The sequence below is a fragment of the Aequorivita marisscotiae genome (assembly GCF_029814825.1).
Lineage (GTDB): Bacteria > Bacteroidota > Bacteroidia > Flavobacteriales > Flavobacteriaceae > Aequorivita > Aequorivita marisscotiae.
The window spans coordinates 3425856-3451112 of sequence record NZ_CP122379.1 but is presented as its reverse complement, the minus strand read 5'-3'; the positions used below and the strand labels follow the sequence as shown (position 1 = coordinate 3451112).

Annotated in this window: 19 protein-coding genes; 16 read left to right on the top strand and 3 right to left on the bottom strand. The window is 39.7% G+C overall.

Annotation, left to right across the window (positions count from 1 at the left end):
• Window positions 1-203: 203 nt before the first annotated feature.
• Entirely contained in the window at window positions 204-605 is a 402-nt protein-coding gene (locus QCQ61_RS15490; RefSeq protein ID WP_279448650.1) for an acyl-CoA thioesterase, read from the top strand.
• Here QCQ61_RS15490 and QCQ61_RS15485 read toward each other — a convergent pair whose 3' ends face one another.
• The 3 genes from QCQ61_RS15485 to ribD are packed head-to-tail and all read right to left on the bottom strand — an operon-like array spanning window position 606 to window position 3167.
• Window positions 606-1223, bottom strand: a complete 618-nt coding sequence (locus QCQ61_RS15485) for an IMPACT family protein (RefSeq protein ID WP_279448649.1) — start codon at window positions 1221-1223, stop codon at window positions 606-608. It abuts the gene before it with no gap.
• A 25-nt stretch (window positions 1224-1248) separates the two neighbouring features.
• Complete coding sequence (locus tag QCQ61_RS15480; protein WP_279448648.1) at window positions 1249-2121, bottom strand: EamA/RhaT family transporter; 873 nt, start codon at window positions 2119-2121, stop codon at window positions 1249-1251.
• Window positions 2118-3167: a bifunctional diaminohydroxyphosphoribosylaminopyrimidine deaminase/5-amino-6-(5-phosphoribosylamino)uracil reductase RibD gene (ribD, locus tag QCQ61_RS15475; protein WP_279448647.1), complete on the bottom strand. Its 1050-nt coding sequence runs from the start codon at window positions 3165-3167 to the stop codon at window positions 2118-2120. Before ribD ends, QCQ61_RS15480 begins: the two co-directional genes overlap by 4 nt.
• A 28-nt stretch (window positions 3168-3195) precedes the next feature.
• On the opposite strand from ribD, the gene QCQ61_RS15470 reads away from it, so the two are divergent.
• The 15 genes from QCQ61_RS15470 (at window position 3196) to QCQ61_RS15400 (ending at window position 25256) form a co-directional block, all read left to right on the top strand.
• On the top strand, window positions 3196-3681 hold the full coding sequence (locus QCQ61_RS15470; protein ID WP_279448646.1) for a GNAT family N-acetyltransferase: 486 nt from the start codon (window positions 3196-3198) through the stop codon (window positions 3679-3681).
• A gap of 63 nt (window positions 3682-3744) precedes the next feature.
• Complete coding sequence (gene prmC / locus QCQ61_RS15465) at window positions 3745-4596, top strand: peptide chain release factor N(5)-glutamine methyltransferase (RefSeq protein ID WP_279448645.1); 852 nt, start codon at window positions 3745-3747, stop codon at window positions 4594-4596.
• Between the two features lie 68 nt (window positions 4597-4664).
• Window positions 4665-5255 (top strand): LOG family protein, encoded by a 591-nt coding sequence (locus QCQ61_RS15460; protein WP_279448644.1) that lies wholly within the window; start codon window positions 4665-4667, stop codon window positions 5253-5255.
• A 53-nt stretch (window positions 5256-5308) separates the two neighbouring features.
• A complete protein-coding gene (ligA, locus tag QCQ61_RS15455; RefSeq protein WP_279448643.1) occupies window positions 5309-7306 on the top strand; it encodes an NAD-dependent DNA ligase LigA in 1998 nt (665 codons plus the stop codon).
• A 52-nt stretch (window positions 7307-7358) separates the two neighbouring features.
• Window positions 7359-7874 carry a DUF6913 domain-containing protein gene (locus QCQ61_RS15450; RefSeq protein WP_279448642.1) on the top strand — a complete coding sequence of 172 codons (516 nt, stop codon included), beginning with the start codon at window positions 7359-7361 and terminating at the stop codon, window positions 7872-7874.
• A 97-nt stretch (window positions 7875-7971) separates the two neighbouring features.
• Complete coding sequence (gene dapA / locus QCQ61_RS15445; protein ID WP_279448641.1) at window positions 7972-8847, top strand: 4-hydroxy-tetrahydrodipicolinate synthase; 876 nt, start codon at window positions 7972-7974, stop codon at window positions 8845-8847.
• A gap of 137 nt (window positions 8848-8984) precedes the next feature.
• Window positions 8985-9794, top strand: a complete 810-nt coding sequence (locus QCQ61_RS15440) for an outer membrane protein assembly factor BamD (RefSeq protein ID WP_279448640.1) — start codon at window positions 8985-8987, stop codon at window positions 9792-9794.
• An 11-nt stretch (window positions 9795-9805) separates the two neighbouring features.
• Window positions 9806-10138: a DNA-directed RNA polymerase subunit omega gene (locus QCQ61_RS15435; RefSeq protein WP_279448639.1), complete on the top strand. Its 333-nt coding sequence runs from the start codon at window positions 9806-9808 to the stop codon at window positions 10136-10138.
• A 79-nt stretch (window positions 10139-10217) separates the two neighbouring features.
• On the top strand, window positions 10218-11441 hold the full coding sequence (gene coaBC / locus QCQ61_RS15430) for a bifunctional phosphopantothenoylcysteine decarboxylase/phosphopantothenate--cysteine ligase CoaBC (RefSeq protein WP_279448637.1): 1224 nt from the start codon (window positions 10218-10220) through the stop codon (window positions 11439-11441).
• Window positions 11434-12324: a type IX secretion system protein PorD gene (porD, locus tag QCQ61_RS15425; RefSeq protein ID WP_279448635.1), complete on the top strand. Its 891-nt coding sequence runs from the start codon at window positions 11434-11436 to the stop codon at window positions 12322-12324. Before coaBC ends, porD begins: the two co-directional genes overlap by 8 nt.
• A gap of 144 nt (window positions 12325-12468) precedes the next feature.
• The gene (gene recN, locus QCQ61_RS15420) at window positions 12469-14121 is read left to right on the top strand and encodes a DNA repair protein RecN (protein ID WP_279448634.1); all 1653 of its coding nucleotides are present in this window, start codon (window positions 12469-12471) and stop codon (window positions 14119-14121) included.
• A gap of 71 nt (window positions 14122-14192) precedes the next feature.
• Entirely contained in the window at window positions 14193-15011 is an 819-nt protein-coding gene (locus QCQ61_RS15415; RefSeq protein WP_279448633.1) for an enoyl-ACP reductase FabI, read from the top strand.
• Between the two features lie 149 nt (window positions 15012-15160).
• Window positions 15161-18574: a T9SS-dependent choice-of-anchor J family protein gene (locus QCQ61_RS15410; protein ID WP_279448631.1), complete on the top strand. Its 3414-nt coding sequence runs from the start codon at window positions 15161-15163 to the stop codon at window positions 18572-18574.
• 513 nt (window positions 18575-19087) lie between these two features.
• On the top strand, window positions 19088-23470 hold the full coding sequence (locus tag QCQ61_RS15405; protein ID WP_279448630.1) for a GEVED domain-containing protein: 4383 nt from the start codon (window positions 19088-19090) through the stop codon (window positions 23468-23470).
• Between the two features lie 145 nt (window positions 23471-23615).
• Window positions 23616-25256 carry a T9SS type A sorting domain-containing protein gene (locus QCQ61_RS15400; protein WP_279448628.1) on the top strand — a complete coding sequence of 547 codons (1641 nt, stop codon included), beginning with the start codon at window positions 23616-23618 and terminating at the stop codon, window positions 25254-25256.
• Window position 25257 lies beyond the last annotated feature (1 nt).

Sequence of the window (25257 nt, the reverse complement as noted above, 5' to 3'; positions counted from 1 at the left end):
AGTTAAAATTTCTGTTTTTTTGTTTTAAAAAGTATGGCCAAAAAATAGGGGATGGAGTATTTCCGGGCTATTTATTAACAATGCAAATATGTGAACAAAAAAGTTATAAAAAAAACCACTTTGGGGTTGAATTATTAGTTTTTTTTCGCCATACTTGACTTTCGATAAAACTACAAAAAACTTTCTTTAAACAGTACATAATTTTGAAGAAAACATTTACAGATATTAGAGTGCGTTATGGTGAAACCGACCAAATGGGTGTGGTGTATTACGGTAACTATGCCCAATACTTAGAACAAGGCAGAACCGAATGGTTGCGAGCCCTTGGTTTTAGCTATAAATGGATGGAAGCCAACAATGTACATCTTCCTGTAGTGCATTTAAATATAGATTATAAACGCCCTGCCTATTACGACGATATAATAACCGTAAAGACAACTTTGAAGCAAATTCCTACAGTAAAAATTGAGTTTGAGTACGAAATTTATAATCAATCCAAACAACTGTTGGTTACGGCAACCACAATTTTGGTTTTTGTAAATAGCACTACCAAAAAGCTAATGAAAGCTCCCGATTATTTACTTGAAAAATTAAAAGAAGATTAATTAATCCGTTAATTGTTTGATGGTTACTTTGTACGTATTTTTAAATAGCTCAAAAATACGTTCCGCATCTTTTTTCCGAACTGCAATTTCAAATTCACAACTAAGCTCCATTTTTTGATTTATCAATTTTAAATCTTCATCTTTTATAATTCGCATTACGGTATTCATTTCGGGGTATTCAAATTTTAACACATAGGATTCGTCGATGGTTCTTTTTAAAATTTTGCAAGTTTCCAAAGCCATTTGCGCAGTAGTTTTATACGCTTGGATTAATCCGCCCACCCCCAATTTTGTGCCGCCAAAATATCGCACAACCACAACCAGAATATTTGTAACATCAAAAGACTGTAATTGGCCGTAAATAGGCATACCTGCACTGTTAGAAGGTTCGCCGTCGTCGTTTGCGCGGTAGTGTTCGTACCCTTTGCCCAACTGCCATGCGTAGCACCAGTGTCGGGCGCTGTGATGCTGTTTTTTGAGCGCGTCAAGGTGTTCCTTTATATTTTCTTCCGAAGTAACAGGAAACGCATATCCAAAAAACTTACTTCCTTTTTCTTTAAAAAGTACTTCTTTGGAGGGTTTTAAAATGGTTTTATATGTATCTTTTTCACTATCCAAACATTTCAATTTTTTATATAGAAAGCTACAGTTTTTCTGAGGTTATTAAAATAATGCTGAGCACGGCCAATACTATTCCTATCCAGTTTTTGAACAATAATTTTTCTTTAAAAAACAGAATTCCTATTAAGGTTGAAATCATTACAATTGCTACGTTGTTAATGGTAAAAACGCCCGAACTGTCAAAAATACCACTGCGCAGCGCCTGCACCAAAAAATAAATGGAAAAATAATTGGGAATTCCCAAGGCTATTCCGCCGAGAACATTTTTAAATTGAAACCTAAATTTTCCGCGAATTGCCTGATAGGCCAAAATTGAGAAACCGATTGCGCCAGACATCGCATATATTGTGGCCGAAAATATAGGAATGTCGTTTTCGGCTATAAATTCGCCTTCTAAATATTTAATAGTTGTGTCTATAATGCCGCTTCCCAAGAAAACCAAAATAGGAAATATAAAATTTGAGCGTTTTATTTTTATTCCGTCTTTCGTTTTTATGGAAGATAAATACACGGCGATTAACGCGAGAACAATGCCAGTAATTTTTAAAAACCCCAAACTTTCATTGTAATAAATAAGTCCGAAAAGAATGGGGATTGCAACACTCATTTTTGTGGCCACCGAAACCACTGAAAGTCCACTACGCTGTGTTGTAACAGCCATTAAATTGAAAACGGTAATAAAAAGCGCACCCAAAATCAAGGCGAATGGAAACCAAGTATAACTTGGTATTTCAGCAAAAGCTACCGTATTTTTCTGAAAGACAATTCCGCAAATACAAGCTGTTACATAATTAAAAACAATGCCGTGCAGGGTATTAATTTTAAATTTTGAAAATAGCTTAAAAACCACAAAAATCATTGTGGACGAAAGAATGCTTAGAGCCAGTGCTATCAAGAGTGAGGGTTTTTAAAGATGTATAGCATGTTGTTTGTGATTTTATGTTCAGAAATTATTTCACCCGTAAAAACAGGTGCTTTTACACCTTCGATAAATGCGTTATTTCCTTTAAATACAAACGCCTCATCCCATAAATTGGCATCAATAAAAGTTTGAAGCGTTTTTGCCCCACCTTCAATAATAACCGATTGAATGTTTTTTTGGAATAGCACAGCGCAAATTTGCTGCGGGATTTCTTTGGAGAAATCAATCCTTTCAAAAATTACATTTTCCAAATTTTCACTGTCTTTTTCACTAAAAACAATAGTTTTTGAATTTGCGTCAAAAACAGATGCGTCCCTCGAAATTTTTAACTGCCTATCCAGCACGATCCGTGTTGGGTTTTCACCCGTCCAATCCCGAACCGTTAGTGATGGATTGTCCTGTAAAACGGTATTTGTCCCCACTAAAATTGCTTGTTCCTCGCTTCGCATTTTATGAACGAGTTGCCTAGAAAATTCATTGGTAATCCAAACGGGTTTTGTTTCCTTTCGGGTGGTTTCTTTTGGTGCTATAAAACCATCTGCAGTCTGCGCCCATTTTAAAATAATATACGGTCTTTTTTTTTGGTGAAATGAAAAAAATCGTTTGTTCAACAAATTACATTTATCTTCTAAAACCCCTACAATAACTTGGCAACCGGCTTCGATTAATTTTTTTATGCCGCGGCCAGCTACTTGTGGATTAGGGTCTAAACTGCCAATTACCACTTTTTTAATTCCGCTGTTAACTATTAAATCTGCGCAGGGCGGAGTTTTCCCAAAATGACTACAAGGCTCTAAACTTACGTAGATGGTGGAATCGTTTAAATAATTGGTTTGGCGTACGGCCGAAATAGCATTTACTTCGGCGTGCGGCTGGCCCGCTTTGTAGTGCCAACCCTCGCCAATAATTGTTTTGTTATAAACAATTACGCTGCCCACCAACGGATTGGGATAGGTGGTGCCAAGCCCATTTTTGGCTAGCTGAATACAGCGCGTCATATATTTTTCGTGTATCTTCACCGCGTAAAAATACAAGGATTTAATTAGAATGAACACACCAATTATTCGCCTTATTGAAAAGCAGGACAATCTGCAAATTGCCAAGGTTATACGCAGTGTTTTAATAGATTTTAATGTTCCAAAAGTGGGTACTGCGTATGCCGATGAAGCGTTGGATTGTATGTTTGAAACCTACCAAAAACCGAAAGCGGCATACTTTGTAATTGAAGAAAACAATACAATAATTGGCGGTGCAGGCATAGCCAAATTAGACAATTATGAGGGAAACTTTTGTGAACTCCAAAAAATGTATTTCTTGCCCGTTGCCCGCGGTAAGGGTCTTGGCGCGCAAATGATGGAGTTTTGTTTGGCAAAAGCACGCGAATTTGGGTATGAAAAAATTTACCTTGAAACAATGGAATATATGTCGCACGCCCAAAAACTTTACAAACAAGCTGGGTTTAGCTATATTGAAGGTGCATTGGGAGACACGGGCCATTACTCGTGCCCCGTGCATATGATTAAAACATTGTAATTGGAAATAAGCAATACTTAAATTTACACTGAGCGCCGTCGAGGTACTAATGACCAATATAATTTGAAAATTACAGAGCTAAAAAATCATTTTAAAAATTCAATTTCAGAATTATATCCTGCGGAAGAAGTATTGTCGTTTTTCAATATACTTTCCGAAGAATACCTCAAGCTCTCCCGATTGGAGATTGCTTTAAATCCGCAAAGGAAAATTTCAGAAAATGCTGTAGAAAAATTTCAACAGGCGATACTTCGACTAAAGAATCATGAACCTATTCAGTACATTGTTGGCGAGACCGAATTTTTCGGACTGCCCTTTATCGTTAACCGCCACACCTTAATTCCACGTCCCGAAACCGAGGAATTGGTAGCTTGGATATTGAACGAAGCTTCTATGTTAAAAAGAGGCGCAAAAATGTATTTAGACATTGGTACCGGCACAGGTTGTATTGCAATTTCGCTTGCTAAAAACCTGTTAGATTCGCAGGTTTCTGCTTTAGATATTTCCGAAGAAGCATTAATAGTGGCACGTAAAAATGCCGAAAGAAATAAAGTGACGATAGATTTTTTTCAAAGAGATATTTTAACGACCGAAGCTCTTCCGAAGCAATACGACGTAATAGTTTCCAATCCGCCGTATGTACGCGAGTTGGAAAAAAAACAGATGCAGGAAAACGTTTTAAAATACGAACCCGAAAGAGCTTTATATGTTTCGGATGCAGATCCGTTACTGTTTTATAAAGCTATTGTGAAGCTGGCAAAAAACTATTTAAAACCAAATGGAAAACTTTTTTTCGAGATTAATGAGTACCTTAGTGAAGAATTATCTGAACTTTTACTGACCGAAGGTGCCAAAAATATTAAAGTGAAAAAAGACATCTTCGGAAAGGATCGAATGATTAAATGTGTGTTTTAATTTGTTGTAAAATACAGTTTATCAGCAAATTGCGTTAAAGCTAACAAATATTTCAAAAAAAAAGCTCTATGAACAAACTCGACAAAATTTGTGTTTTTTGCGGAAGTAGTGATGGTAACGATCTAGCAATAACCGATGCTGCGAAAAATTTGGGTGAAATTTTTGCTAAACGCAGTATTACTTTGGTTTACGGTGCCGCAAAAATAGGGGTGATGGGAATACTTGCAAAAAGTGTTTTAAAAAATGGCGGAAAGGTAGTCGGGATAATACCTAGCTTTTTAAAGAAAAAAGAAGTTGTTCATTTAGGGCTTACCGAGCTAATTACCACCAAAAATATGCACGAGCGAAAACTGAAAATGCAAGAAGAAAGCGACGGTTTTATCGCATTGCCCGGCGGTATGGGCACGCTCGAGGAACTTTTTGAAATTATTACCTGGCTCCAACTGGGCTTACATCAAAAACCAATTGGGCTACTGAATATAAACGGGTTTTATAACGATTTAATAAAAATGCTCGAAACCATGGTTCGCAAAGGCTTTTTGTCTATGGATAATTACAACTTGCTTCTGGTAGATACCAATCCGGTGAATCTTATAAAAAAAATGAAGGAATTTAAACGTCCCGACGTGCCTAAATGGTTGAATGAAGAAAGGGCATAAAAAAACTTCACAGGTGTTTATAACCTCTACTGTTTAAATTTTATATTTGTTGCATGAACATCGAACAGCAAATAACCACGCTTCGCAACCAACTTCGCGAACATAATTATAATTATTACGTTTTAGATAATCCCACCATTTCGAACTTCGAATTTGATCAAAAACTAAAACAACTTCAAGATTTAGAAAAGGCGCATCCCGAATTTTATGATGCCAATTCGCCAACACTTCGGGTTGGGGGAGCGGTAACAAAAAACTTTGAAACTGTGCCCCACACCTACAGAATGTATTCTTTAGATAATTCGTATTCAAAAGAAGATTTGGAAGACTGGGAAAAACGCATTGAAAAAACTGTTGATGGCAGGGTAGAATTTACCTGCGAACTAAAGTACGATGGGGCTTCCATTAGTTTAACATACGAAAACGGAAAATTGTTAAAAGCCGTTACGCGCGGCGATGGTTTTCAGGGCGATGATGTTACTGCAAACGTAAAAACCATACGCTCCATACCGCTACAGTTAAAGGGCGATTACCCACCATTGTTTGATATTCGCGGCGAAATTGTGTTGCCCTTTGAAGGGTTTGCAAAAATGAATGCTGAAAGAGTAGCATTAGGCGAAGAACCCTACCGAAACCCGCGAAATACGGCCTCGGGCAGTTTAAAATTGCAGGATAGCGCCGAAGTTGCAAAACGCCCATTAGATTGTCTTTTATATAGTATTACGGGCGAAAGGCTCTCAATTAAAACACAATTTGAAAGTTTGGAAAAAGCACGCCAATGGGGCTTTAAAGTCCCCGAAGCTGCCAAGCTGGCCAAAAACTTGGATGAGGTATTGGATTTTGTAAATTATTGGGATATTCACCGTCACCAATTGCCGTACGAGACTGATGGGGTAGTGGTAAAAGTAAACAATCTGCAACAGCAGGAAGAGCTTGGGTACACTGCCAAATCTCCAAGATGGGCTATGGCGTACAAATTTAAGGCCGAACGGGTTTCAACCGTATTAAACCAAATTACCTATCAGATTGGCCGGACGGGTGCAATAACGCCCGTTGCAAATTTGGAACCTGTGGAATTGGCAGGAACAATTGTAAAACGCGCGTCGCTTCACAACGCAGATCAAATTGAAAAGCTCGATATTCGTGAAGGCGACACGGTTTTTGTTGAAAAAGGCGGCGAGATTATTCCAAAGATAATCGGGGTAGATTTTACTCAGCGCGACCCAAATACAAATCCTACAAATTATATAAACCAATGTCCCGAGTGCAGCACGCCTTTGGTTCGCAATGAAGGTGAAGCCCAGCATTATTGCCCAAATGCAGCTGGTTGTCCGCCGCAGATTATTGGGCGAATTCAACATTTTATTTCGCGGAAGGCGATGGATATTGAAGGTTTGGGTGGCGAAACTGTGGCGCTTTTAGTGAATAACGGTCTAATTAATAACTATGCAGATCTGTATCTTTTAAAAGCCGAACAGATAATTCCACTGGAACGAATGGCGCAAAAAAGTGCCGAAAATATTGTGACGGGAATTGAAGCTTCGAAACACATTCCTTTTGAACGAGTTCTTTTCGGACTGGGAATTCGTTACGTGGGCGAAACCGTAGCCAAAAAACTGGCAAAGCACTACAAAACCATTGACGCCTTAAGAAATGCTTCCGAAGAAGAACTTACCACCATTGATGAAATTGGGGAACGCATAGCTCAAAGTGTAGTTTCATTTTTTGCTTCTGAAGAAAATATCGCTATCATTGAAAGACTGAAAAGTTACGGGGTGCAGCTGGAAATTTCAGCAGAAAAATTGGCTAATCAAACCGAAGTATTAAAAGGAAGCACCTTTGTAGTTTCTGGAGTTTTTACAAAAGTTTCACGCAACGAATTAAAAAAATTGATTGAGGACAACGGCGGAAAGGTATCCAGTTCCATTTCGTCTAAAACTAATTATGTTGTGGCGGGCGATAATATGGGGCCGAGTAAAAAAACAAAAGCTGAGAGTTTGGATATTTCAATAATATCTGAAGATGAATTTTTACAAATGATTGCAAATTAAAGCGTTTTAAAGAATGAAAAAACTAATTTAAAGCTATAATTATTAACGTTCTATGTTACGAAAAGTAAAGCAGAATTCATTAAAAAAACATATCGAAAAAAACCTCTCTAAACGAGATTTTTCGAAGCGTAACGAACCTTTAAAAAGTTTGGGATTTGTAGTAGACGAAGCTTTTTATAATGATTTTGAAAAATTGTACGAGTTTGGAACATCGTTAGGCTTGCAACCTAAAGACGTGAAAATTTTCAGTTTTGTTGAAACTCGCAAAAAATTACCTTCGCTACGGCAAAATCAAATTACAAACAAGGAATTTACTTGGCGCGGCGAAATAAAAAGCAAAAACGCGCAAGAATTTTTAGAAGTGCCATTAGATGTTTTAATAGGTTTTTATCCCGGAAAACACGAGTATTTAAGTGCAATGGTAGTGCAGAGTAAGGCAAAATTCACCATTGGATTTAAAGGTGCGGACGAGCGGCTTTACGACTTGCTATTAGCGGTGGCTCCCGATAATTTAGACGATTTTAAAAGTGAAGTAATTAAATATTTGAAAATCTTTAAAAAGATTTAATGGTTGCTGGAAGTTGGAAGCTGGAAGTAGGAAGTGGAAAAAGTCAAATTTTAGAATCCATAAAAACAAAAGTATCAATAGTATCAAAATAAAAAATATGAAAGAATTAATTGGAACAGGCGTAGCGTTAATCACACCTTTTAAAAGCGACTTTTCAGTAGATGTGGAAGGGCTTAAAAATGTGGTAAATTACAATATTGACAATGGCATAGATTATTTGGTGGTTTTAGGAACGACCGCCGAAAATGCTACACTTTCCAACGACGAAAAACAGGTGGTTATAAATACCGTAATTGAGGCCAATAACGGCCGTTTACCTTTAGTTTTAGGAATTGGCGGTAACAACACGCAAGCAGTTATTTCGGAAATGAAAACGCGCGATCTTTCGGCATTTACGGCTATTCTTTCGGTTTCGCCCTATTACAACAAACCTACGCAAGAAGGGATATATCAGCATTTTTCGGCCATTGCAAATGCGGCTCCTCTGCCAGTGATTTTATATAATGTTCCGGGCAGAACGGCTTCAAATATGCTCCCGGAAACGGTGATAAGATTGGCAAACGATTTCGAAAAAATTGTTGCAATAAAAGAAGCTGCGGGCGATATAGTTCAGGCAATGAAATTAATTGCCGGTTGTCCTAAAGACTTCTTAGTAATTTCTGGTGACGATATGATTACGCTCCCGATGATTCTTGCCGGCGGCGCTGGGGTTATTTCGGTAATTGGAGAGGGTTTTCCGGAACAATTTTCAAAAATGGTACAACTTGGTTTGCAGAAAAAGGTGGATGAGGCTTATGAAATTCACTATAAAATTGCCCCTGCAATAGATTATATATTCGCCGAAGGAAATCCTGCCGGAATCAAGGCGGTTTTTAAAAAGTTAGATATTTGTGGAGATACAGTTCGGCTTCCATTGGTAGGTGTTAGCGATGGTTTGCGATCTAAAATAGACGCTTTTGTTGAAAAGTTTTAATTTAGCACTTTTCCAATTAGAAGTTAAATATTTCAAAAGGCTTGCAAATAATAGCCTTCGGCGCAATATTTTAGCCAAATAATAAGTTTGTTCAATCATGTTTAATTCCCTATTTTTGCACGATGTTTTTTAAGCCCATGCGATTACCACTTTTCTTAATACTTTGTCTTACAATTCTTCTTTCGTCCTGTAGTGAATATCAGGAGGTATTGCGTAAAGACGATATGAGTAAAAAATATGTTTATGCCGATTCGCTTTACAGAATAGGTAAATACAAAAAGGGGCTAAAAATGATGGAGCAGTTAGTGCCCGCATACAGAGGTAAGCCACAGGGCGAGAAACTAATGTATATGTATGCCAATACGTACTACAATTTAGAAGATTACTATCTTGCTGGCTATCAATTTGAAAGATTTACCCAGGCGTACCCAATGAGCGATAGTATAGAAACTGCCTCATTTAAATCTGCGAAAAGCTTTTACCAGCTTTCTCCGAGATACTCTTTGGATCAAAAAGATACTTATAAAGGGTTGGAAAAATTGCAGGAATTTATAAACGAATATCCAAATTCTGAAAAACGAGCAGAGGCCAATACATTGGTGGCAGAGTTAAGAACGAAGTTGGAGAAGAAAGAATTTGAAGTTGCGAAACAATACCTGCGCGTTGAAGATTACAAAGCGGCAATTGAAGCTTTTGACAATTTTATAACAGATAATCCAGGTTCTATTTACAGAAAGGACGCCTTTTTCGGAAGGTTTGTTTCTGCTTATAAATTGGCCATAAACAGTATTCCTGTTTTGGTACAAGAACGTTTACGCGATGCAAAAGGACATTATAATAATTTTATAAAATACTATAAAGATTCAGACGTGGCTCCCCAGGCTTTAGAATATTATCAGGATATAGAGAGCAAGTTGATACCTTTAGAAACAGAACCCACTATTTAATTAATTTTACTATGGATATTAAAAATTCAGACGCACCCATCAATACAGTTACTTTAGACAAAAACTTAATTGATGCTCCAACAGAAAATATTTATGAGGCTATTTCAATTATTGCGAAAAGAGCCACACAAATAAACGGTGACATTAAGAAGGAACTTCTTGAAAAACTTGACGAGTTTGCTACATACAACGATAGTTTGGAAGAAATTTTTGAAAACAAAGAACAAATAGAGGTTTCAAAATTTTACGAAAGACTTCCAAAACCGCATGCATTGGCAGTGCAAGAATGGTTGGAAAACAAAATATACTACCGCAATACTGCTGACGAAGTAGTAGAGGAGTAAAGCCCCTTACTCTTAAAAAGGGATTTAGAGCGTTTATTTGATTACATGCAACTGATAACTGAAAACTGAAAACCGAAAGATGTCTGTTTTGAACGGGAAAAATATCTTGCTTGGCGTAACTGGCGGGATTGCCGCATACAAAACTGCTTTTTTGGTTCGGTTATTAGTAAAAAATGGAGCAAATGTAAAGGTGGTTATGACCGATGCTGCCAAAGAATTTGTTACTCCGCTTACCCTTGCCACACTTTCCAAAAATGAAGTGTTTTCATCATTTACAGATGAAAAAGATGAAGACAGTTTTAAAGAACCCAAATGGAACAATCACGTAGCATTGGCCCTTTGGGCCGATTTGTTTTTGATAGCACCCGCTACGGCAAATACACTTTCTAAAATGGCAAATGGCACTTGTAACAATCTATTGTTAGCTTGTTACCTTTCTGCAAAATGCCCTGTGTATTACGCACCTGCTATGGATTTGGATATGTATAACCATCCTAGTACGGCGGCAACCTTTAAAAAATTGGATAGCTTTGGAAATATCCAGATTCCAGCAGCTTTTGGCGAACTTGCCAGCGGTTTGGTAGGGCAAGGAAGAATGGCAGAGCCTGATGAAATAGTATCCTTTTTGGAAAATGATTTGTTGAAAAAACTTCCCCTTCGCGGCAAAAAGTTTTTGATTACCGCCGGCCCAACTTATGAGGCTATTGACCCTGTTCGGTTCATTGGCAACCATTCCAGTGGAAAGATGGGTTACGCCATTGCCGAAACCGCTGCCGAGCTTGGCGCTGAGGTTGTTTTAATTTCGGGCCCTTCGGCATTAAAACTTGAAAACGATTTTATAAAGATCATCCGAGTTACTTCTGCGGAAGAAATGTACAATGCCGCACACGAATATTTCAATAAAAGCGATGTTGCTATTTTGAGCGCCGCCGTAGCCGATTATCGCCCTGCGGATGTTGCTTCAGAAAAAATCAAAAAGAAAACCGGTGCATTGACACTTCAGCTTACAAAAACAAAGGATATTTTGGCTTCACTTGGCCAAATTAAGAAACAGCAATTTCTGGTTGGTTTTGCATTAGAAACTCAAAACGAAGAAGAAAATGCAAAATTGAAACTGAAAAAAAAGAATTTAGATTTAATTGTGTTAAATTCGCTTCGAGATGAAGGCGCAGGTTTTCAGGTGGACACAAATAAAATTACTTTTATAACAAAAGACAATAAAGTGCTTCCTTTTCCTGTTAAACCTAAAAAAGAAGTAGCCGAAGATATTTTAAAATATATTATAGAACAGACAAATGCGTAAAATTTTACTTTTCTTACTATGTGCTATCGCTGTGTTTTCTGCACAGGCCCAAGAACTTAATTGCACCGTTTCTATTGATGCCGAACAAACCGGACAACCAAATTTGCAAATTTTCCGAACCTTGGAAACCCAGTTGCGAGAGTTTGTTAACAATACTAAATGGACCGATAAAGAATACAAAAACCAAGAACGTATAGATTGTAATATGACGTTGGTCGTTAGTCAATACGATGGCGATTCTTTTACCGGTACATTGCAAATTCAGTCTTCACGGCCCGTTTTTCAATCTACTTACGACACTCCGGTTTATAATTATTTTGATAGGCAGGTAAAATTTAACTATAAAGAATTTGAACCCCTCTCTTTTAATATAAATAGTTTTGATTCTAACCTTGTTTCGGTAATTGCATATCATGTTTATACCGTTATAGGTTTAGATGCCGATACCTTTACATTAAATGGCGGAGCTCCTTATTTTGAAATTGCAAAACAGATAACAAATACAGCCGCTTCTAGCAATTACCAAGGTTGGAGAGCCACGGATGGCAATCAATCTAGATATCGTTACAACGATGCTTTATTGTCTTCGGTTTACAAGGAATTCCACGATGTAATGTATCAATATCACCGCGAGGGAATGGATATTATGGCTGCAGATCAAAAAGCTGCAAAACAAACAATTGCCGAAGCTATAAACAATCTTAAAGGAATTAATGACCGTCGTCCAAACTCTTTTTTAGTACGTACTTTTTTTGATGCCAAAAGCGATGAAATACAGGCTATCTTTAGTGGCGGCCCGCAGGTTGATATTACAAAACTTACAGAAAACCTAAATAGATTGGCACCTACAAAACGAAGCAATTGGGCCGAAATTAAATTTTAGTTTTAGCGAGATTGAACCAATTAGTATCTTTCCTTTAAATTTATAGGTTTAAAATAGATTCAGGATTTTTTATTCAAAAACCCAACTTTGAAATCTTAATTTTGAAAAATCTAGCGTCTCACGTCTAAAATCTAACATCTAAAAATGATAACCAGTCTTGCCATAAAAAACTATGCGCTTATTAAAGATATTCGCGTGGATTTAAGCGAGGGTTTAACCATTATAACTGGCGAAACGGGAGCGGGAAAATCTATTGTTTTAGGTGCTTTGTCGCTACTGTTGGGAAAACGCGCCGACTTAAGCAGTGTAAAGGATGCGTCTCTAAAATGTGTAATAGAAGGACACTTTAAAATAGCTAATTATCAACTGCAAGCTATTTTTGCAACGCTTGAGTTAGACTACGAAGCCCATACTATTATTAGGCGTGAAATATTGCCTAGCGGAAAAAGCAGGGCATTTGTTAACGATACGCCGGTTTCGTTAATACAACTACAAGCGTTGGCGCCATATTTGGTAGATGTGCATAGTCAACACGAAACATTAGAAGTTGTTTCAGAAACGTTCCAGATGGAAGTGATTGATGCACTTGCAGGCAATGCCGAAATGTTGCGAAAGTATCAATTGGAATTGGAGAAATATAAAAATATTTCGTCCCAACTTTCAGTTTTAAAACTTCAGAAGGAAAATGAATTAAAAGAATTGGATTACAACACTTTTCTTTTAAATGAATTAAAGCTTGCTGGTTTAGAAAAGCTCAATCAACAGGACTTAGAAAAAACCTATGAAACACTAAACAACGCAGAGGAAATACAACAAGCGTTGGCCAGTGTAAACAGCTTGTTTGAAACAGAACAGATAGGTGCAATACACACTGCAAAAGAAGCACGCATAGGCTTGGGGAAAATTAAGGAATTTTCAAAAACCTTTTCGGAATTCTGGCAACGCTTAAATAGCGTTATTATTGAACTGGAAGATATTTCAACAGATATATCCAAAACTGCAGAAACAATTGAAGCAGACCCCGAGATGCTTGCTGAAATTGATGAAAAGCTACAAATGCTTTATAAATTGCAGCAAAAACACACGGTTTCTACGGTTACCGAATTAATTGAAATAACCAATAATCTTGAGGAAAAGGTAAATACCACCCTAGGCCTGGACGAGCAGATAGCCCATTTAGAAAAGCAAAAAAATACTGTTCAGAAAACCGCTTTGGAAACTGCTGGTAAACTTCACCTAAAAAGAATGGAGGCAATACCGGAATTGAAGGAAAAGCTGGAAAAAACACTTTTTCCCCTCGGTTTGCCAAATGCCCGTTTTCAATTTGAACTTACTGCCTCAGAATCCTTTAAAACCAACGGGACAGATACATTGCAGTTGCTTTTTACCGCAAATAAAGGTTTGGCATTTGGACCCTTAAAAAAAGTGGCTTCTGGTGGCGAAATGAGTAGAATTATGCTAGCTGTAAAAGCTGTTTTGGCTGAATACAAAAAATTGCCAACTATTGTTTTTGATGAAATTGATACGGGTGTTTCAGGCGAAGTGGCGAATAAAATGGCGGCAATTATGAAAGAAATGAGCAATTCTATGCAGTTGATAAGCATTACGCACCTACCGCAAGTAGCGGCAAAAGGCGACCACCATATTAAGGTGTATAAAGACGATAGTGACGATATTACTGCAACCCATTTAAAAATTTTAGATAAGAACGAGCGCGTTCTTGAAATTGCACAGATGCTCGGTGGCAAAAATGTTTCGGAAGCCGCAATTGCAAATGCAAAGGAATTATTGAATTAAAATGTATCTTTACTCATTGGTTAAAAACTGAAAATAAAATAGAATTTATTCAACTATAAAATATTTAAAACATGTCGTATAACTTACTAAAAGGAAAACGGGGAATTATTTTTGGAGCATTGGACGCTAATTCCATTGCTTGGAAAACCGCAGAACGCGTTCACGAAGAAGGCGGTAAATTTGTGCTAACCAATGCGCCAATTGCATTGCGAATGGGACAAATAAACGAACTTGCCGAAAAAACAAACGCTGAAGTTATTCCTGCCGATGCTACGAGTATAGAAGATTTGGAAAACTTGGTTGCCAAAGCCACTGAAATTTTAGGAGGTAAATTAGATTTTGTATTGCACTCTATTGGCATGTCTGTAAATGTGCGTAAGGGCAATCATTATACCAATCAAAATTACGATTTTACCCATAAGGGGTGGGATATTTCGGCTGGATCTTTTCATAAAACAATGCAAGTTCTTTATCAAAAAGATGCAATGAACGAATGGGGAAGTATAATTGCTCTTACCTATATGGCATCGCAACGTGTTTTTCCGGATTATAACGATATGGCCGATAATAAGGCATATTTAGAAAGCATAGCTCGCAGTTTTGGTTATTTCTTTGGAAGAGATAAAAAAGTTCGAGTTAATACTATTTCACAATCGCCCACGCCTACAACTGCTGGGCAAGGTGTAAAAGGTTTTGACGGTTTTATTAGCTATGCCGATCAAATGTCGCCATTGGGTAATGCAACAGCATTAGATTGTGCCAATTATACAGTAGCTATGTTTAGCGACTTAACCAAGCGAGTAACACTTCAGAATTTATACAATGACGGAGGCTTTTCGAATATGGGAGTAAGCGATGGTGTGATGAAAGCTTTTGTGGAAGGCAACTAACAGTTGTACTAATTTATATATTAAATCCTGCACTATATTTTAATAAGGCAGGATTTTTTTTTGATGGGTAATTAATTAAGTGAATTTTTGATTTTTCGATGTAATTTTAACTATCTTTAAGGATATATTAACTAATCCTATTTATAACTATGAAAAAAATTACGATGTTAGTTTTTGTGCTGTTTGGTATTATAACTACCATGGAGGCACAATTTATTCAGCAAAACGCCACGGTTTACGGATCGCGGATCCCTGTTGTAGAAAATATGCAGCAGCCAACAACTGTACTACAAAACTTGGTACAATCGGCTACTTACGACCCTCAATCGGGCTATTATTTTGAGCAACGTGTACTAAACAATCAGAGTGTAGGGCAGAGAGGGCCTCAAGCAATATTGTTAGACGAAGGCTTTGACGACATTACTACCTTGCCAGGAGCAGGTTTTAGCTTTGTGAATGCAAGTGATGCAGTAGGTCTTACCGATTGGTTTCAGGGAAATGAAACTGTTTTTCCGGCACAATCTGGAGCTCCAACTGCTTATATTGGAGCAAATTTTAATAATACAGCTGGAAGTGTAATTAATAATTTTATGATAACTCCTATGCTTAATCTGGAAAATGGAGATGAAATTATTTTTTGGACACGCGTACCAACCGGTAGTGGTTTCCCAGATAGATTGGAAGTTAGAATAGACCCTACAGGAGCAAATACGGATCCAACAGGTCCTGCCGATGTGGGTTCATATACAGAATTATTATTAGAAATAAACCCTACATTAACAACTGGTGGATATCCTGAAGTTTGGACACAATTTACAGTGCCAATTACTGGACTTACCGGAGCAACTGATACCAGAGTTGCATTTAGATATTGGGTAACCGATGCAGGACCTGCCGGAAGCAATTCAGATTATATAGGTATTGATACGTTAACTATTGAAGAGGGTACCGGCGGTGGCGGCGGTGTTTGTGGTACCCCAATTTTGGAGGTTAACCAAGATATAGACGACGCTTGTATGGCGAATATTTCACAAGGAGGTTTGGCACAGTCTTATATTGCGTTAGAAGCGCAATCTGCAGGTGCTGGCATTAAATTTAGAGATCCATCAACTGGATTAGATGTAGATTTGTCTTTATGGGATGGACTTCCGAATGCTGGAGGTACAATGCTTGCCAGCGGAACCACACAAACAGATGGAACAAATTGGGCCGATGTTTATTGGGATCCTGTAGTAGATTTAACAGTTGGTAATACATATTATATAGTTATCGAAGGCGACATAACATTGCCTTGTGTTGCAGGATCTCTGGTTGATCCATATCCTGATGGTAATGTATTTGCAAATCCTAATTACGATCCGTTTCCAGCTTATGATTATACTTTCAGAACTTATAGTTGCGATAGTGGCGGTGGTGGTAATAATTGGACCGTGACCGTAGAAGATACTGTTAATTTTGGTGATGAGGTATCTTGGGAATTGAGAGACAATCTGGGAGCTGTAATATTAAGTGGCGGTCCTTATGGTGCGCCACCTTATTCAGATACTCAAATGGTAACGACTTCAAATGAGCCATTAGAATTTTATATAGAGGCCATAGGAACATTTGGTGATAATACACCTACTTACACTGTTTCTTGTAGTGGTAATGTAATAATTACTGGTACAGTTGTTGGCGGTACGGACAATACCTTCCCTGGTCTCGTGTGTGGCGGAGGCGGTGGCTGCCCTATAGTTAGTGACTGTAATTTAATAGATGCAACGCCAGACGATGCAACAAGTCCGAATATTTGGGACAGACCGTTTGCCGATGGTACGTGCTGCTCAGGTTTAGGTCCTGTATCTTACGATGTATATGGCCCATTTACTGTTGATGTAACAGGTCTGTACACCGTGGATAGTGATCAAGACGGAGGCGCTTGGGACGGTTATATTTTCCTATATGAAACTTGTTTTGATCCCTTAGACCAAACAACAAACTTTGTTGCAGGTGATGATGACGGTCCAGGTGGATTGGGTACTTCTCAAATATTAGATGTTACTTTAACCGCAGGTACCGAATATTATTTAATCACTACTGGTTTTAGCGCTGGTGATTTTGGTGACTTTGAAAATACAATCACAGGGGCAGGTACAGTTTCTTGCGGTGGTCCTGTTTTAACCTACGATGATTGCGCTGGAGCGATCGCCCTATCTTGTGGCGACAGTGTTGTAGGTGAGACCCTAACCGCGACGGATTCTGGCGGTAACTCCGCACCGGATGTGTTCTATAAGTTCACGGGTACAGGCACCCCTCAATTGGTTACTATTTCGCTTTGCGGCGGCGGTACGGATTATGACTCTGCCTTGCGCATATTTGACGATTGTGATCTTTTAAACGAACTAGCTTTTAACGATGATTCTTGTGGCCTACAGAGTGAGGTTAGCTTTGCTTCAGACGGCACCTCTACCTATTATATTATGGTGGAAGGATTTGGTTCTAGTTCAGGTAACTTTAGCCTAGACGTTAGCTGTCAGGATCCCTTGCCAAACGATGATTGTGGCGGTGCTATCGCCATGACTTGTGGTGAAACTGTAACAGGTTCAACTGTTGGTGCAACGACCGATACTGGCGCTCCTGCTTGTGGTCCCGCAATCACTTCACCAGGTGTTTGGTATTCATTTAACGACAACAGTGGATTGCCGGGAGATATTACGGTATCGCTTTGTAACGGCACGGACTTTGACTCTAAGCTTTCTATTTACAGTGGCGATTGTAGTGCGTTAGTTTGTGTTGATGGGAACGATGATTCTTGTGGTCTGCAATCTGAAGTTACTTTCGCAAGTGACGGAAATACGCAGTACTATATACTTGTTCACAGTTTTGGTGGTGCGACCGGCAACTATACATTGGATGTAACCTGTATGCCGACCCCCCCACCGAACGATATGATCGCCAACTCTATCGATGTTGATGAGATTGGTTTCCCATATACGGACCCAGCAGTTGCGATGCCAGCCGCCACCACGGAGAATGGCAATCCACAGGGTTGTGATCTTACGGGTGCCAACGGTGTATGGTACAATTTTGTGTCTGCCGGCGATGGCCAGGCCAATGCAATGATCGTTACCCCTGGCGGTGCTAGTTCGGTTACTTTCTATACCGCACCGGATGAGAACGCTACCGAGACCGATCTTGTTCTGGTACCACAGAACACCAACCAGTGCGTACCTGGCACCTCTGCATCTATTTATACACTTGCAGGGCAGGCATACTATGTGTTCGTGCTGAACACCGGTGCCATTACGGACATTAAGATAGATGGCACTAACCTTGGTGTTTCGGACAACACCATTGCCGGTTTCAGTTATTACCCGAACCCGACCAAGGGTGTATTGAACCTACAAAGTGTAGAGAATATCGATCACGTATCGTTGTACAATCTTTTGGGGCAGCTAGTGGTGGACAACCGCGTTGATGCTACCTCATCACAGATAGACATTTCCGGTCTAAGTACGGGCACTTACCTGATGAAGGTAACTGTGAACGGAGAGACGGGAACCTATAAGGTGCTGAAGGACTAATTTCTGACGCATATCTTTAATATAAACCACCCGCTAATGGCGGGTGGTTTTTTTATGAGTTTATAATTTTAGAACAATTTATGGTTTCGTAGTAGTCAGTGATTTTTTGTTTATAATTTCAGCTTTTGAATTTCTTATAGAATTTTAAAGTGCGATTCTTGATAGATTTTATGAAATTCAAATCGTAAAATCGGTGCTCATTTGTTAAAATTTAATTTATATATAATGATTTTGATGCGAATTCGAAATCGGACGAACTGCTAAATTTAAAATATTTTAACACAGAAAATACATTTTAGATAATTGTATAATTCTTCAGTAAACATAGCATAGGTAAGGAGTACAGATAGAAGCTGCTTCCGTTTTATTCTGCAAAAACATAATTTTTAGTGAGTTAAAAGCACGCGATTTTTTCTGTGGCTTAAATTCTTGCCCTGAAAAACTTTGAATTGTGCTTTTTTTAGAATAGCTTTAATTCCTCAAAACTAAATATTTAACTAAACCATTTAAATTATGAAAAAATTTACAATGTTAATTTTATTACTGGTGTTCTCGGTCAGCTATAGCTATGGCCAACAACCAATGATAAAAACGAATGGGACCGATAATCCTATTCATTTCAATCAACAGCAAAAAAATCAAGCTGTCACGCCTTCAAACGTTTCCGTCAGTCCTTCTGACGCTAGTGTTCAGAAAAAGGGGGTAAACAACCCCGTTGTTTACAAAAATCAAACCACTAATCCTCAAGTTTTAAACTTGCCACAAGGAAATCGCTCTAATCACAATGCTCAGATTAGTAGTGAAGGTGCTAATAACCCAATTTCTGGAATGCGAAACGGGTCGAGCTATTCACCTTTATTCTTATCTATAGAGGCTAGAGATCAAGCGGAGCTTTTAGCTGCTGAACAAGAAGGTGTTAATACTAATTTGAATTACACACCAGTGGTTCAAAATAGAGGCCCGCTTTCAGATATTATACCAACAGCGGGGGCAACCGAAACTTTCGCAGTAGTTCCCGGCGATTTCTTTTACGATCCATCAGACGGTGCTACAGGAGGACCGGGAGGTGATTGTTCTACAACTTCTTCTGGAAACACCGGAGATTATCCTAACTGTAATTGTGATACTGTTACAACATTAACTGGGGCAGGATTGTCTGTAGAATTTCTATCATTTAGAGTATTCGGAACTTTCGATTACCTAAATATTTACGATGGGCCAGACACTAGTTCTCCACAAATTTACGACAGTAATTTAAATACTGATACAGATGAGCTTGCAGGAATGATTGCCGCAAATGGTTCAGCTGTTTTTACTTCTACCACAGGAGCGTTAACTTTTGAATTTCATGCAACTGGAGTAGTAAATACTTGTGGTTGGGAAGTTGAGGTGCTCTCTGGTGGCGGTGGGGCGTTCCCAGCGCCATATTGTGGGCCGCTTGAGTTTAACTCAGGAGTCGAGCCTATAACATTAGTAGAGGTTGCGGGTATAAGCAATGTAAGTGATCCTGTTATAGATGGTTCACCAGCCCACGAAGATTTTACGGCAATTGTAGGCGATATGGAAGAAGGGATGTCTTACCCTATTGCTTTGGAAGGTAATACTGGTGGAGGTTTTACAAATAGCTTCACTGTGTTTATAGACTGGAACCAAGACGGAATTATGGATAACGCAAGCGAACGTTATGAAATAGGAACAATAACCGGTTCTACAGGTACAGATGGCCAACAGGCTACTAATAACATTTTAGTTCCAGCTGGTGTTACCGCGGGCACAACTAGAATGCGTGTTATTAAAAAATTCTTGGCTTCCTATGCTCCAGATTCCTGTACTCCTGGTTCTGGCTTTGGTCAAGCAGAGGATTATAGTATCAATGTTACTGCAGGCGGTGGCGGCGGTGGAGTTTGTTCTGAAGAGAATCCAAACGATGGTACTTTCGAGAACGGTTTTAACTGTTCATCAACCTCAGCGTTTATGACAGCTAACGATGTAACTGTTGCTGCAGATACAGACTTCACATTAAGTAATATAACTGCGAGCATCTTCGCCAACGGCGGAATTGCTAACGTAGACGTTAATTATTACGCCAATGCTGGAGGACTTCCTGGAGCTTTAATAGGTTCTGAAGCTTCTGTTACTATCGATAACCAAGCGGTTATTGGCAGCAACTTTGGTTTTGATGTAAACGAAGTTGAAATGTCTGTTACTCCATTTGTTTTCGCAGGACAAGCTGGTGTTCCTACCACATACTGGATTGAACTTTCAGTTACTGATGGTGGTGCAACTGGCAGTGTATTCTGGGTAGTTACTTCATCAAGTATGGTAGGGCTTCCAAGTGCACAGTTTGATGCAGTTTGGGGAATTCCAGATCCACTTATGGACGGTGTTTATATTTGGGAAGGAAATTGCGCGCCAATAGGCGGCGGTGGCGGAGTTTGTTCTGAAGAGAATCCAAACGATTTCACCTTTGAGAACGGCTTTAACTGTTCTTCAGCCTCAGCGTTTATGACTGCTAACGACGTAACTGTTGCTGCAGATACAGACTTCACGTTAAGTAATATAACTGCCAGTATTTTCGCCAATGGCGGAATTGCAAATGTAGATGTAAACTACTATGCCAACGCGGGAGGTCTTCCTGGAGCTTTAATAGGTTCTGAAGCCTCTGTTACTATCGATAGCCAAGCGGTTATTGGCAGCAACTTTGGTTTTGATGTAAATGAAGTTGAAATGTCTGTTACTCCATTTGTTTTCGCAGGACAAGCTGGTGTTCCTACCACATACTGGATTGAACTTTCGGTTACCGATGGTGGTGCAACCGGCAGTGTATTCTGGGTAGTTACCTCTTCAACAATGGTAGGACTTCCAAGTGCTCAGTTTGATGCAGTTTGGGGTATTCCAGATCCACTGATGGACGGTGTTTATATTTGGGAAGGAACTTGCGACCCCATTGGAGGCGGTGGCGGAGTTTGTTCTGAAGAGAATCCAAACGATTTCACTTTCGAGAACGGTTTTAACTGTTCATCAGCTTCAGCATTTATGACTGCTAATGACGTAACTGTTGCTGCCGATACAGATTTCACATTAAGTAACATTACAGCCAGTATTTTCGCCAATGGCGGAATTGCAAATGTAGATGTTAACTACTATGCTAACGCGGGAGGTCTTCCTGGAGCCTTAATAGGTTCTGAAGCCTCTGTTACTATCGATAGCCAAGCGGTTATTGGCACTAACTTTGGTTTTGATGTAAATGAAGTTGAAATGTCTGTTACTCCATTTGTCTTCGCAGGACAAGCTGGTGTTCCTACCACATACTGGATTGAACTCTCGGTTACCGATGGTGGTGCAACCGGCAGTGTATTCTGGGTAGTTACTTCATCAAGTATGGTAGGACTTCCAAGTGCACAATTTGATGCAGCTTGGGGAATTCCAGATCCACTGATGGACGGTGTTTATATTTGGGAGGGAACTTGCGACCCCATTGGAGGTGGAGCAACCTACGATGATTGCGCTGGAGCGATCGCCCTATCTTGTGGCGACAGTGTTGTAGGTGAGACCCTAACCGCGACGGATTCTGGCGGTAACTCCGCACCGGATGTGTTCTATAAGTTCACGGGTACAGGCACCCCTCAATTGGTTACTATTTCGCTTTGCGGCGGCGGTACGGATTATGACTCTGCCTTGCGCATATTTGACGATTGTGATCTTTTAAACGAACTAGCTTTTAACGATGATTCTTGTGGCCTACAGAGTGAGGTTAGCTTTGCTTCAGACGGCACCTCTACCTATTATATTATGGTGGAAGGATTTGGTTCTAGTTCAGGTAACTTTAGCCTAGACGTTAGCTGTCAGGATCCCTTGCCAAACGATGATTGTGGCGGTGCTATCGCCATGACTTGTGGTGAAACTGTAACAGGTTCAACTGTTGGTGCAACGACCGATACTGGCGCTCCTGCTTGTGGTCCCGCAATCACTTCACCAGGTGTTTGGTATTCATTTAACGACAACAGTGGATTGCCGGGAGATATTACGGTATCGCTTTGTAACGGCACGGACTTTGACTCTAAGCTTTCTATTTACAGTGGCGATTGTAGTGCGTTAGTTTGTGTTGATGGGAACGATGATTCTTGTGGTCTGCAATCTGAAGTTACTTTCGCAAGTGACGGAAATACGCAGTACTATATACTTGTTCACAGTTTTGGTGGTGCGACCGGCAACTATACATTGGATGTAACCTGTATGCCGACCCCCCCACCGAACGATATGATCGCCAACTCTATCGATGTTGATGAGATTGGTTTCCCATATACGGACCCAGCAGTTGCGATGCCAGCCGCCACCACGGAGAATGGCAATCCACAGGGTTGTGATCTTACGGGTGCCAACGGTGTATGGTACAATTTTGTGTCTGCCGGCGATGGCCAGGCCAATGCAATGATCGTTACCCCTGGCGGTGCTAGTTCGGTTACTTTCTATACCGCACCGGATGAGAACGCTACCGAGACCGATCTTGTTCTGGTACCACAGAACACCAACCAGTGCGTACCTGGCACCTCTGCATCTATTTATACACTTGCAGGGCAGGCATACTATGTGTTCGTGCTGAACACCGGTGCCATTACGGACATTAAGATAGATGGCACTAACCTTGGTGTTTCGGACAACACCATTGCCGGTTTCAGTTATTACCCGAACCCGACCAAGGGTGTATTGAACCTACAAAGTGTAGAGAATATCGATCACGTATCGTTGTACAATCTTTTGGGGCAGCTAGTGGTGGACAACCGCGTTGATGCTACCTCATCACAGATAGACATTTCCGGTCTAAGTACGGGCACTTACCTGATGAAGGTAACGGTGAACGGAGAGACGGGAACCTATAAGGTGCTGAAGGACTAATTTCTGACGCATATCTTTAATATAAACCACCCGCTAATGGCGGGTGGTTTTTTTACTTTAAAAGCTAACTATTTAGCTTTAAAAGTTTTGTGGTCATGCTTTTTTTACATATTTTTAATCCAGTTTAACTAAATCATTTATAATTATGAAAAAAACTACTCTATTACTATCATGCTTTGTAGCATTTACAGGGCTTGTAAATTCGCAATCAATTGCGGATTTACCAAACGTGATTAACAATCCACAACGTACCGCTCCAGCTCCAGCTGCGTATTTTAACAATACGAACGCAGTACCTATGGCGGAAGCTGTTGCAGGAATGACTTCAACTTCTTTTGATCCTAACCAACGGATTCCTTTTACTGGTACTTATGGCGATCCTAATAATAATGCAACCGCGGCTTTAGTTTATGATAACGGTCTGGTATATAATATCCCAGGACCACCTATGGTAAGTATGTTGCAAGATGCTTCATTAGGAATGTCAACTTATGGTTTTGGGGCACAATTTGGAAGCTCTAATAGTATGGCCGACGATATGGTATTAACAGGAGATTTCGATATAACTTCAATAGATGTATATGCATATCAAACTGGTTCAGCACCTCCAACTATCGATGCAGTTTATCTTCAAGTTTGGGATGGTGACCCGAGTGGCGGTGGAGCTTCAGTTATTTGGGGCGACTTAACAACAAATATTCTAGACAATACGGTTACTTCTGATGCATTTAGACAATTAGAAAGTGCGCCTGGTGATACATCTAGAGAAATTCAATTAGTTAAAGCAAATACTGCTGGACTTTCATTAACCGCAGGAACCTATTGGATAGAATATTCCTTCGGAGGTACAGGAGCTTCTGGACCTTGGGCTCCGCCTATAGTAATTACGGGAGACCCAACTACAGGAAACGCACTGCAAAACCTGGCAGGTGTTTATGGACCTGCTATGGATGGTGGTTCTGGAACACCTCAAGGTATGCCTTTCCAGGTTTACGGTGATCCTATTGGTGGTGGCGGTGGCGCTTGCCAAGAGGAGAATCCTAACGACGGTACTTTCGAAAATGGCTTTAACTGCTCTTCTGCATCTGCATTTATGACCGCTAACGACGTAACTGTTGCCGCAGGCGAAGATTTTGAACTAACCAACATTACAGCAAGTATCTTTGCAAACGGTGGTATTACCAACGTAGATGTAAACTATTACGACGATGCTGCTGGTCTTCCAGGAAACCTTATTGGTTCTCAGGCTTCAGCTACGATAGACAACCAAACGGTTATTGGTAACAACTTTGGTTTTGACGTTAACGAGATTGAATTGACCGTTACACCATTTACCTTTGCAGGTCAGGCAGGATCACCTACTACTTACTGGGTTGAACTTTCGGTTACCGATGGTGGTGCAACTGGTAGTGTATTCTGGGTAGTTACCTCTTCTACTATGGTAGGTAATCCTAGTGCTCAGTTTGATGCAGCATGGGGCATTCCAGATCCATTAATGGACGGTGTTTACATCTGGGAAGGAAACTGTAATCCTTTAGGAGTTAGCGATAACGCACTTGCAGGATTCTCTTACTATCCAAACCCAGTTACCGATGTACTTTCATTAAAAGCAGCAAGTAATATAGAAGCGGTTTCTATCTACAACCTATTAGGACAGGAAGTATTGCGTTCCGAAGTTGGTGCTACTACTTCAGATATCAACCTTTCTGGTATTGCTACCGGAGCCTACGTATTAAAGGTTACCGTAAACGGCCAGACTGGAACATACAAGATTTTGAAAAACTAAT